This is a genomic window from Paenibacillus ottowii (assembly GCF_006874425.1).
Classification (GTDB): Bacteria; Bacillota; Bacilli; order Paenibacillales; family Paenibacillaceae; genus Paenibacillus; species Paenibacillus ottowii.
In genome coordinates, this window is the sequence record NZ_VIJZ01000008.1 from 168592 (window position 1) to 180911 (window position 12320).

Annotated in this window: 10 protein-coding genes; 2 read left to right on the top strand and 8 right to left on the bottom strand. The window is 44.4% G+C overall.

Annotated elements, in window-relative coordinates:
- Positions 1–97 precede the first annotated feature (97 nt).
- Positions 98–814: a metal-dependent hydrolase gene (locus tag FKV70_RS18820; protein WP_142613806.1), complete on the bottom strand. Its 717-nt coding sequence runs from the start codon at positions 812–814 to the stop codon at positions 98–100.
- Between the two features lie 349 nt (positions 815–1163).
- On the opposite strand from FKV70_RS18820, the gene exlX reads away from it, so the two are divergent.
- Both exlX and FKV70_RS18830 read left to right on the top strand, forming a co-directional pair.
- Positions 1164–1877, top strand: coding sequence for an expansin ExlX (gene exlX / locus FKV70_RS18825; RefSeq protein ID WP_142613807.1), 714 nt, complete (start codon positions 1164–1166; stop codon positions 1875–1877).
- Between the two features lie 229 nt (positions 1878–2106).
- Positions 2107–4368, top strand: a complete 2262-nt coding sequence (locus tag FKV70_RS18830; protein ID WP_142613808.1) for an AraC family transcriptional regulator — start codon at positions 2107–2109, stop codon at positions 4366–4368.
- 71 nt (positions 4369–4439) lie between these two features.
- Here the strand turns inward: FKV70_RS18830 and FKV70_RS18835 are convergent, their stop codons facing one another.
- From FKV70_RS18835 to FKV70_RS18865, 7 genes are all read right to left on the bottom strand, one after another.
- Positions 4440–5981, bottom strand: a complete 1542-nt coding sequence (locus FKV70_RS18835; protein ID WP_063210035.1) for an extracellular solute-binding protein — start codon at positions 5979–5981, stop codon at positions 4440–4442.
- 110 nt (positions 5982–6091) lie between these two features.
- Positions 6092–6985 (bottom strand): carbohydrate ABC transporter permease, encoded by an 894-nt coding sequence (locus FKV70_RS18840; protein ID WP_016821652.1) that lies wholly within the window; start codon positions 6983–6985, stop codon positions 6092–6094.
- A gap of 17 nt (positions 6986–7002) precedes the next feature.
- Complete coding sequence (locus tag FKV70_RS18845) at positions 7003–7995, bottom strand: ABC transporter permease (RefSeq protein ID WP_063210033.1); 993 nt, start codon at positions 7993–7995, stop codon at positions 7003–7005.
- 239 nt (positions 7996–8234) lie between these two features.
- Positions 8235–9011 carry an NAD-dependent epimerase/dehydratase family protein gene (locus FKV70_RS18850; RefSeq protein WP_142613809.1) on the bottom strand — a complete coding sequence of 259 codons (777 nt, stop codon included), beginning with the start codon at positions 9009–9011 and terminating at the stop codon, positions 8235–8237.
- A gap of 127 nt (positions 9012–9138) precedes the next feature.
- Positions 9139–10689 carry a CbtA family protein gene (locus tag FKV70_RS18855; protein ID WP_142613810.1) on the bottom strand — a complete coding sequence of 517 codons (1551 nt, stop codon included), beginning with the start codon at positions 10687–10689 and terminating at the stop codon, positions 9139–9141.
- Positions 10682–11206 carry a sigma-70 family RNA polymerase sigma factor gene (locus FKV70_RS18860; RefSeq protein WP_063210030.1) on the bottom strand — a complete coding sequence of 175 codons (525 nt, stop codon included), beginning with the start codon at positions 11204–11206 and terminating at the stop codon, positions 10682–10684. Before FKV70_RS18860 ends, FKV70_RS18855 begins: the two co-directional genes overlap by 8 nt.
- A 189-nt stretch (positions 11207–11395) precedes the next feature.
- Positions 11396–12283, bottom strand: a complete 888-nt coding sequence (locus FKV70_RS18865; protein WP_063210029.1) for a DMT family transporter — start codon at positions 12281–12283, stop codon at positions 11396–11398.
- Positions 12284–12320: the final 37 nt, after the last annotated feature.

A 12320-nucleotide genomic window follows, 5' to 3' on the forward strand; every position in this document is an offset into this window, starting at 1 on the left:
AGTAACAAAGAATAGGAAGCTATAAAAAACAGTCAAGACACATACAACGTGCACTTGACTGTTTTTTTAGATTAATAGAAGCAAAAAATATAGGAACTCAAATTAAATGCTTGTACCGAAGCAGCGCAATCACTACGAGTACAGCTGTTAAGGCGATACATACATTTTCTACCCTTGTTCCCTTCCGGGTTCCGGTGCTCATCAATTTAAATCGAAGCTTCCATTTAAATGGTGGCAAAGGCTTAATTCCGTTATTCGTCAAGGAATCTGCCAATAAATGCAGCAAATATGCCATACCTCCAGCCAGCCATATGCTATCGCCATGCAAACGTGTGGTACCATACAGCAATGCAGTCCATGCTGCTGTCCCATACACCGTATGCGTCAATCCTCGGTGTGGAACAAGCGTACATATGATCAGCAGACACCCGGCGATATAATTCCAGGGGGCATATGATTCCCCATACCACGCTAGGCCGATCCCAATTAGAAAAATAATAACTTTACGCATGGACCGTGAAGGCATAAAAGAAGCGCTGATCATCAGCAAAGCCAAAACAAGATTCCAGGGCGGCGGAGCCAAACGAGTAAAGAACACCCAACCCGCAGCCACGATCATTAGAAGCTGTACGAGTCTAAGCAACTTGTTCGGTAACGCCCGGCTCACAAGCATGGAATTAGGCTCGTCAATATCCGGCAACAATGAACCGACCACAGCAACGGCCACGGCAGCCGGGGTCACTTCGTACCCGCTTAAGGCTAATACTGACAGGGAGACCCCGGTTCCAATAATTAAATGGGCTCTTCCCATCATGATGCATAACATCCTTTCGTTGCAGCATACACAGAGTCGACACTACTCTATTAAAATCAGCATGATTCGATTGTATACGACAATCAAAAGGAGAACAATAGTTCGCTTATTCTATTTAAAAGACTTCATCCAAAAGTCCTAGTTTCGTCCCTATCACTTCATCCTCCCCTTATTCCTTATCTACACAGTCATTTTTTAAAAACACACCATATGTCCTATGAGTAGATCGACAAATACTTCCAACTGTATCTTTTTGCCTCAAAGTCCTATTGTACAATTTGGAATATTAGGTAATATAGTGTTTATATTTGCTATATAAATCTATTACATGAACAAGGAGGAAATCATTTTGCGAGAAAAATCTCTGTTCCGAAAGTTCAAAACGATCGGTCTGACATCGTTGCTAAGTGTCGTATTGTTCGCCCTGCCTGCTTCGGCTGCTTGGAATGATACTTACACGGGGTACGCCACATATACAGGATCAGGTTACTCTGGAGGAGCCCTGCTGCTTGACCCTATCCCTTCTGATGCCAAAATCACAGCGCTCAACCCCACACAACTGAATTATAACGGAATTAAAGCTGCATTGGCCGGAGCCTATTTGGAAGTTCAAGGCCCCAAAGGAAAAACAACTGTATATGTAACCGATTTATACCCTGAGGGTCCAAGTGGTGCGCTCGACCTGTCTCCGAATGCCTTCAATCTGATTGGTGATCAGAAGGATGGAAAAATCAATATTTCATGGAAAGTTGTCAAAGCTCCGGTTAGCGGCAATGTCTCCTATCGCATTAAAGAAGGCAGCAGCCAATGGTGGGCAGCTATTCAAGTACGCAATCATAAATATCCGGTCCTTAAAATGGAAGTCCAACAAAACGGACAATGGCTCAATCTTGAAAAACAGGATTATAACCACTTTTTGGGCACTAACTTAGGAAAACAGCCTCTAAAAATACGGATGACGGACATTCGCGGTGTCGTGCTCAATGATACCATCCCAGCTCTAGCCGAAAATGGCACAGGCCAAGCTTATATCGTTAAAGGTAACGTTCAATTTCCTGACTGATGGAAGTACCGCCTCATGTTTGCTTCTTTACATTTGAATATATAAACCCGGCCGGGAACCGACGCAATCTAGTTTGCGTGGCGTGTTCCCGGTCTTTTTACGTAAAAGTCATTATTTTTCACAAAGGATCGGTTTGTTCACTGTCCTGTTCATAAGATCATACGTATAATGAATACATAAATAGGGTGTACTTTACAGCTATGTGCACACAGACAGGAGGCCTGTTCATATGAGCAATTTCAAAAAGCATCACAAGCTTCACAGCAAATTGCTGGTCAGCATTACGTTATGTATAACATTAACGTTGCTGGTATCCACTACTGTATATTATTTCTACTACATTCGCGTGGAAAAGGAGCAGGCGTTCGAAGCCAATCACAATAGCTTGGCGTTGAGAAGCAAAGAGGTCATTAACATGACATCTATTGCTCAATCGTTGGCATTCCAAATGTACCGCAGCAGTACCCTATCCAAACTGTTGTATTATCCTAAACCCAATGTATATGATGTAACCGCTGCCATGACCGAATTAAACAATTATCTTAACTCCATGCCATATATTGAATCCATCTACGTGTATAACCCTAAAAGTGACACCTTCTACATTGCGTCCTCACAAGGTCAAAACGGGTTATTCAGCAAGCATGAACTGGCTGATACTGACATCATTCGCGTGCTGGATCATTATCAGAACTACAAACCCTTCACGCCTATTCCACGCACGTATCCGTTGCTGCCTGCATCAGACTCCGGTGCTGGCGTAAAGCAAGCAAGCCCAAATATCGCAGCCTATACGTATTTGTGTTATGACGCCATTAACTCGAACGAAACGATAAATTCAGCTGTAATTGTGAATGTGTCAGCAGCCTGGATGAACAAGGAAATGGCGGCGAACCCCACCTCAGGCGGAACCGCTTATATTTTAGATGATCAAGGCAGACTGTTGTCTGGGACAACGTTGACAGACGAAGCTTTGAACGAGAAAGAACAGCTATGGCTACACACTAGAGTCAAAAAACAGGAAACAGGCTATTTTGTAGAGGACTTTCATGGTATTAGATCGTTGATTTCCTATACTTCCCCGGATGGACTAGGTTGGCAGTATATAAGTATCACACCATATGAAAGCGTTATCAAAATGGCAAGTGTTATTCGTAATGCAATGCTATTGATCGCAGCCATCATCGGAATGGCAGGATTCGTGGCTTCCTGGTTGCTGTCCAAAATGTTATATACGCCTATTGGCCAAATTGTTATGCAAATGAATACACTGGAATCGGAGAAACGCAACAGTATGTACACGATCCGGCAAAACATTTTACGGAATGTGATTCGCGGAACCCGAAATCTTCCTGCTGGTGAAGAACCGGAACGGCTCCGCGAGCTTGGGATCACATTCCAGTTCGACAAAGACTATCGGCTTGTACTCCTGCGCATAGATGAATATGCGCGGTGGCAAAGCGAGCGTGGACCTGATCTGCTACCCTACAAATTTGCGATCATGAATATCGCATCTGAAATATGCGGGCAGACGTATCGGGTGGAGACCGTTGATATAGATGAGGATAGCGTCCTGTTAATGCTCAACATTTTAGACCCTGCGGAATATACAGACACAGTACTACTGGAGACCCTATTACGCCAAATACGCGAAGCTTGTTTCGAATATTTGAAGCTGAGTGTATCCCTAACCTATAGTGCGATTACGAGCCAACCAGAACAGCTGCATTTGCTATACCGCCAGGTAGAGAACGCATCTATGCACCGTTTTTTTCAGGGACATGGCTGTATTATTAATGCCAGAAACGCTACAAATGAAGATGTCCAACATACTTATATATTTCCATCGGATAAAGAAAAAAAATTGCTGGATACGCTGCTATCGGGTCATACGGAGGATGCACACCGACTGTTTCAAGACCTGTTAATGCACATGGAGCAATATCCGTTTTCCTCTGTTCGGGTGGCAATTTCTCGGCTCATCATGAGTGTGAACAATGCTGTTCGGCATATCAGTGAGCTCAATGGATTAGCTATCGAGTCTATACCAGAATTACCGTCTCCAGATCGATTAGAGACCGCCGAGGATCTTATCGATCATTACCAATTGATCTTTGATCAGATTCACTCCAGTCTAGCGGAAAAACGAAATACGAAACAAGAACGATTGGTACGGCAAATCAATGAACGTATAGAGCAAGCTTATACGGACCCCAATTTCTGTCTCAATCAGATTGCGGAAGAGCTGAATATGTCACCAATCTATGTCAGCCGGCTTTATAAGCAACAAACCATGTCTACCATCGTGGACGTCATCCAGCAGCTTCGTATTCGCAAGGCCTGTGAACTGCTGGAACAGACCGATTGGTCGGTGGCTGAAGTGGCAGAACAAACCGGATTTGCAAGCAGCTCTTATTTCCACCGTATGTTCAAACGCAGCCTCGGCGTGACACCCACAGATTTTCGACGTTCCAAAGCGAATGCGCAATAAGCGACATCAAAAAAGCAAGCCTCCACTTCTGGAGACTTGCTTTTCTGCTTTAGATCACAGCTCTCTACGTTTTATTTGATCCCCTTCTCCTTCACGTAGGCTTCCCATTGTTTTGTATATTCGGTTTGAATTTTCTCTAAGCCAGCTTGGTTCGCTTTTTGCAAAAAGGTCTCAAGACCTTGATCAACGTTGTCGATTAGTCCAGCTTGGAGTGGATACAGATACTGCTTCTCCACCTGTTCCAATGCTGCCTTTTCTGCTTGGTAGGTCGTATAGTCCTCTGCAAAGCCGGTAAACAGATCAGGCTTCTGGATTTTATCCAGCTCCGCAAATATCTTCTTCACACGGTCAAAACCTGAATCAAACAGCATGTATTCCGGATTACGCCAAGCCCAGCTGTTCATACCTTCCCGTGAAAATCCATTCGTGCTACCGCTACCTATCATATGATAGTAACCATCTTTGACTTCATAGTTTTTACCTTCGATACCATATTGCGTAAGCAGGTTATAGCGTTTGTCTGTCACCAGCTTTTCATAAAAGGCCAATGCGCGGGCTGGGTTCGGACTGCTTTTTGGAATTGCAAAGCCGTTATGAATCGGATGCACCGGAGTTGCATAGCCCGTTGTCAGCGGGAATGGATAGTACTCAAGCTTCCAGTCCGGGTGGGATGCTTTGAGCTTAATGACCATATCATTAAAGCGGGTTGGATTGTCGCCGAAAATACTCGCTGCTTTCCCAGAAGTGACTTGATCCTGAAGCGTATCTTTTACGTTTAATACATTTTTAGGAATGAATCCTTTATCAGCCCAGCGTTTATAAGTATTCAGCTCTTCTTTTTGTTCATCTGAGCCCCAATATTTATACACCTCTGTTGGTTTTTCATATTTGATGCCAATGCCATAAGGCAAAGCACCAATACTTTTCGTTACTAATTCGGTATATCGATCATGCAGATTTCCCTTGATATCGCTGTTCAAAGATACGGTTTTCATACCCGGCTCATGCTGGCGTATCCCATCCATATAAGCCTCGTAACTTTTGATATCGGTCGGTTTAGGCAAATTATACTTTTCACGTAAATCTTCACGCCATACAAAACCGTTTGTGACATATTCTTTGTACGTGCCAGGCACGGTATAAATTTTGCCACCGATTTTAACCCCATCCCACATGTCCTGTGGTACAAATTTTTGCAAGGCAGGTGCAGCCTTAGGGAGCAGATCGTCTAGCGGCAGGAATGCGCCCTTCTTGGCATAGGCCTGATACTGCGTCCAATCCGCAGTGAAGATCAGGTCAATAGGCTGGCCCGAAGACAATAACAGCTTATATTTTTGATCCCAGTCTGTCCACGTCGTATAGTTAAATTTGACGGTGGCATTCAAATCTTTTTCCGCCAACTTATTGATCTCTGCCTCAATGGTAGGCAGGTCCTTAGGCGCATCACCCAGCATATAAAATTGCAGCTGAACTTTCTGGGATTTATCATCCTCTCCATTTGCTTTTTGTGCGCTGTTTCCGCTACCTCCTCCACATCCGGCTAAGAGTGCCATGATAACCATGACTGCAATCAGGATGGACATGCGTTGTTTTCTTTTCTTTGTAAATGTCATGTGAATCCTCCCTTTGAAATGGTAGTCTGTCGCAAATAAAACGCTTACAAAAAGTGTTGCTTGGATGGCACAATGTCAGCACATCATGCCATCTTAACTCTTTAGTGCTGCTATCCTTTTACCGCACCAATCGTCAGTCCCTTGACAAAGTAACGCTGAATGAACGGATACAGTAGTAAAATGGGACCCGTAACCACGATCGCCATTGCCATTTTAGTCGACTCTGTCGGCATATCGTTGGACAAGGACACGCCGGTGCCTGCACCCATCTGAGCAATAAATTGCATAGAGTTAATTACATTATACAGATAGTATTGCAACTGGTATTTATGCGGGTCATTAATAAAGAGTGAGGATGAGAACCAGTCATTCCAGTAGGCCAAAGCCAGAAACAGTCCGACAGTAGCAATACCTGGAGTAGATAAAGGCAGTACAATTCGATAGTAAATTTTAAAATCACCCGCACCATCAATTTTAGCGGACTCGAACAGCTCCTCCGGCATAGAGGAACGAATGAAGTTTTTCATCAAAATAATCAAAAACGGAGTCATTAATCCCGGAAAAATCAACACCGTATACGTATCTAACAATCCTAAATACTTCGTCAGCATAATGTACCAAGGTACCAAGCCGCCTCCAAATAACGTCGTAAAGTAAATATAAAATGAGAATGCATTGCGGTATTTAAAATCTTTACGCGCCAGCACATATCCGGCCATCGTCATCAGGAACAGGCCCAGCGTCGTCCCTACAACTGTGGTAAAAATCGTCACCCCGTACGCCCTTAACACCTCTTCAGGAAAGGTGAACACCGTCCGGTATCCTTCCAGCGAGAATTGCTGTGGAATAAAATGATAGCCGTCCCTGATAATCGATTCATTACTGGTTAGTGAAGCCGAAATAATAAGTAGGAACGGGAGTAAACAAGCAATGGATGCCACAATGATAATCACATAGGAGATAATTTTAAAAAGTCGAGTGTATACATCCTCTTTGATCGCCATCCGTTGGGTCCTCCTTTCTAGAATAAGGCATATTCGTCGTTCAGCTTGCGAATGATGTAGTTCACGGTCATGATCAGTACAAATCCGAACAAAGATTGATACACACCTGCGGCTGAAGCCATACCCACATCAAAAGTTACTTTCAAGGAACGATACACATAAGTGTCCAAAATATCAGTCGTATTGTACAGCACACCATTGTTACCAATTAACTGGTAGAACAGATCAAATTGTCCTTTCATAATGCTACCCAGCGCAAATAACAGCAGCACAACAAAGGTGGACTTGAGCATAGGAACGGTAATGTACCAGATTCGTTGAAAAATGTTGGCTCCGTCTATTTTAGCTGCCTCATAATACTCGTCACTGATCCCTGTGATTGCTGCCAGGTAGATTACCATACTGTAACCGAGATTTTTCCACAAATAGAACAGGATAATCAGGAAAATCCACACCCATGGTTTGTTATACACATCCACACGTTCACCACCAAATTGCACGAGCAGCGTGTTCAGAAAACCATTATCATAATTAAATATGTTATACACGATGACACTTAGAATAACGAAAGAAACAAAATATGGCAGGAACATCACAGATTGAGTGATCTTTTTAAAGTAGCGACTTCGCAATTCATTCAGTAAAATAGCAAGGACTATCGCTAACACGTTGCCGAGTAAGATAAACGCCGCGTTATATCCAACCGTGTTTAATGTCAATTTTGTCAACGTGCCGGATTGCCATAGAAAGCGAAAATTTTGGAGTCCGACGAACTGGGCTTCAAAAAGGCTGGTATTAAAGTCAAACTGGGTAAATGCATAATAAATGCCGACCATAGGAATGTACGAATTTATGAAGAAGAAAATTAAAGTGGGCAACAACATCAGAAATAATACTCGATTGCGGATCAGTTCATAGAAAAAACCGTGTTTCCTGCCTGTTCCCAGCCTACCGTTCAAACGGGAATCTGTCGTAAGCATTGCAGAATTTTTGGGCATAGGCTGATTCAATGTGAGTCACTCCCCCTCTATATACATTACCGACCGCTAGATTTGTAGCACCGCCGCCGTATAACTATATATTATGTAAGCGCATTCAAAATGAAAAGTGAAGCCTCTCATGCTTCATGAACAAAGGAGTGTCCAGAGGAGTGAACAATTCGGATGTTGGTGAAGTTTTATGTGATATGAGGCGTCTGTTCGACGCCTTAAGCCCATTCATAAAGCATATTTGGTCAATCTAATCTACCCTACTCCTTTTGCCCACCCTGAAAAGTGGTTTCATCCTGTTTCACCCGAACTCCAGTTTTCTTGGCCTGCTCAAGCAGCTCGGCGGCATTATCCTGCGGCTTATATCCGATTCGTTCTTCCAAGTAGCCAATGTCATAATAATTATCCGTATTGGCTGACGTACCGTATAAGTTAAGATAACTCATGTCCGAACGCGCTTCGATACAGCAGACGGTCAGATGGACCATATCGCGCTCAGAGATCCAAATATGGGCAGCACGCTCCGAATGCGGCCGATCATCCCCAGGAAAATTACCGATACGGATATTTATTGAAGATATTCTGCCCTGATCGGCATACAGTCGGCCTAGCAGCTCGATGTAGCACTTGCTTAATCCATAAAAACTGTCCGGTCGGTAGGGATCTTCTACATCGATGGCTTCGCCTACTTTATAAAACCCTGTGGCATGATTGGAACTGGCAAAAATAATGCGTTTCACCCCATTTTGGACCGCAGCTTCATACAGCTTATAAGCTCCGCTTACATTGCCAGACAGCACTTTGCCCAGGAAATCCCCCTCATCCTTAATCCATGCAAAATGCAGTACCGTATCCACTCCATGTGTAAGCTCAGCCAGTCGTACAGCATCTTGTATATCCATTTCCACAATCCCTGCTTCTTCATCCTTCTTCACATCAGCAGCGATGATTTCATATTTATCTTCCGCTTTTAGCCCTTCATAGAGTACTTTCCCGATGGTACCTGCTGCACCTGTAATCAATATTTTCCGCCCCATTATCCGTCTCTCCTTTCTTTATTGGGTTTCATAGTGTCATCCCTATTTTTAACCAACTCCAAAGGAGGGAAACCTCTTCAAAAAAAACCCTGGCTGCCTTGTTAAAGCTTTTAACGGTCTGGCTTGATTACTCAACCGGAGCTATAAGTTCCTGCTCCTGCGGATCAGAAATTTTACGGTCATAATCACGAATACGGAAGGTAAGCGGCTGAGGATAATGCTTATCCAAAGTATAGTAGAAGAAGCTGGTATCGGTTTTTTCCTGTGATTTATACAAATGTACTTCGTTTGACCAATCATATCCTTCTGTGAGCTTGTGTTCGGCATGATCGCCATCCATAAAAATGGGATCAAGAGAAAGCGTTCGGTGTTTTTGCCCGTTATGGGAAAGCTTTAGTCCAAGCACCTGAGCTTGGCCTCCCGCAGCAAGTCCTGTTTTTACAATGGAGACAGAATCATCTGGACCGGCAAGAATTTGCTTTTTATTCATATCAACAACTAGGGTCGACTTGGCTTTTTCTATCCCGCGGATTCCTGAAGCCTTGAAGCGGATCGATTGTATCTGCAGATCCTCCGCACCTTCATAATCTTTGAATAGTGCCGTAATTCGGCCATCAGAACTGTTAAACGTCGGCATCAGAAGTGAGGAAAAAAAGTATTCCTTCCCGGATTTCGATGTAATCACCAGGCTTGGTTCCACCAGCCCATGAATATCAAATGTATTCCGCTCATCATAACGATAAACGAGACTAATCCCGGCCGGGGACACCACTGCCTTTTCCACATCAACCTTTTGACCAGCAATGTCCATCGTTTTATGGATGCTGAATACGCGATCGTTAGAAACTAGCGATTGAGAGGCAAGCTCAAAGTTGAGGCTAAAACGGCTGCTATTTGGGGTTTTACCATAAAGAACAGTCGGGTCCTTAAACGCAAAACTAACGGGATTTTTAGGGAGCTTGATATCCGTTTGCAAATTCCTGTTTCGTGTAGGGGTCAAGGTCGCGTTCAATTGTAATTTCAGCCAATCCGCTTTCTTTGCCACATAAAACTCCATGATCCCATAACTAGTGCCGGGTTCAAACTGGTGAAGTGCTCCCGACATCTTTCCCGTGCGTGTTCCATGAATGGAAGATACGTCGATCCTGGTAAAACTGGCGGAGGCTGGCTTTGAACGGTCCACTAAGGCAAAATCGTTTAAATCGACGGGTTTGGTGCCTTTATTTTCAAAGCTGAAAAGCAAGGCTATTCGATCACTTCCGGCATAAAAACCGTTGATAGTGAGTTTGCAGTTCCCCTGTTCCTGAGCAATCTGTAGCGGCTGGACTGCATTGAGCTCAAAAGCGCTACGTACACCGGGCTCCTTGTCCGTCAGCATGCGGAAACCGCTGAATTCCTTAGAATCCAATGTAACCGCCTGGACATCAAAATGAGCATTCGACGGACCTGAAGGGGTTAGGGCTCCATGATGAAAGACAAATATGGCTCCGGTCACGGCTGCCGCTCCCAATGCGACTGTTCCCAGCCACCATCCTTTTTTGTTTCGTCCCTTCTCTTTTCGCTGTCCTTCAGCAATCCCCTGTGAAATTGCAAAGTCCAGGACGCAGTCATCTATTCTTTTTTCCGCAATCTTCATTTCATGACTGGCCGTCATTAATAAACTTTCTTCTTCACGCATGGTTAAGTCCTCCCTCTTCAATCCCCATTCTGCGTCTCAACTGCTTTAATCCCTGGTACACCCAACTTTTTATCGTTCCCTCCGGCTTTCCGAGAATAAGTGCAATGTCGGGTACGGTCATATCGTGCATATATTTCAGAATCAGAACATGCCTATGTTTGGGCTTCAGTTTGGCGAGCGCATTTTGCACATCAAGCATGCTGTCGCTCACCATTTCATTCGTTTTGATATCTATGTAACCGTCCGTCAAAACGAGCCTTTTCCGCCGCCTCTGTTCATCTATACAGACATTGATGAGAATACGGGTCACCCAGAAATCGAAACTTTTTGCATCCTTTACATGCTTGCGCTTCACCCACGCCCTGCAGGTTGCCTCCTGTACCGCCTCAACCGCGTCTGCCTGATTCCGCAAATAGCTATAGGCGATACCAAACAGCCTTCTTTTTTGCGCTGATATTTTTTGAAAAAACAACTCTTCCTCCACTGCTGTACTGCCCCCATTTCCAATGTACTGCATGTTAAACCTTGAACCCGTCCCGTCACCCCAGGATTTGTTCTTTAGTTACGAATAAGACGAAGCTCACGGTCAAATCGTTTTATTGGAATTTGCGAACCTTGAATTCACAAGTCAGCCGCACACCTTCTACCAGCATAAAAAAAGGGACCCTGCCGCCTGTGCAGGGTCCTGCTTCTCTTGTTACTATGTTTAAGCTTGCTGTACTACCCTCACTCTGCGATTAACCAGATAAATGCTAAAGCCGATTAATACCAGACCAACCAGCAGAAAAGCCGTAATCGATTCGTGAAGCAGCATAGAACTGACAAATACCGAAATCACCGGTACCAAAAACGTATAGGAAGCGACCTTACTTGCATCTCCCGAATTGACGAGTGTGAAATACAGCAGCCAGGATAGTGAAATTCCCAGTACAGTCCCGAATACCAGCCCTGACATATATGGAACATTCCACACGATGTCTGACCAGCTTTCCGTTACTGATCCAGCTCCCGTTAACACAATGCCTCCAAGTGTACATTGAAATGCGACCAGCCACAACGAATCCACGCGCTGGTTAACCTTTTTCACATATACGGTCCCCAACGCCCAGCTCACTGCTGTAATAATAGCGATGACTACACCTGCAATAGCCACATGTCCTGAAAACCCTCCGACACTGACAGCTGCCACGCCCAGAAATCCAATGATCAATCCAATCACTTTGAGTTTGGACATGGCTTCCCCCAGCCACATCCATGCAAAAATGCCGACCAGCACCGGCTGAAGATATACCAGCACAGAGAACAAGCCAGATGGAACATACATCAGCCCCACGGTTTGCAAGCCATAAAACAGGACTACGTTAAAAATACCTGAAATAGCATACACTCGCCAATTTTCTTTCCAGCGAATGCGACTCCATCTCGGTGCTAAAATCGCTCCCAATAGCAGACCACCCAACAGTGTACGTAGCCCTGCAAACAAAAGGGGCGGCGTGTATTCCAGTGCAACTTTATAGATGGGCCAAGAAATGCCCCATAATACAACCAGTAGCGCGATCATCATTATTCGCTTGGCTGTCGTTAACTCTCCCATGATGCTCTCGCTCCTCTATGAAAAAAATCACTAGGCT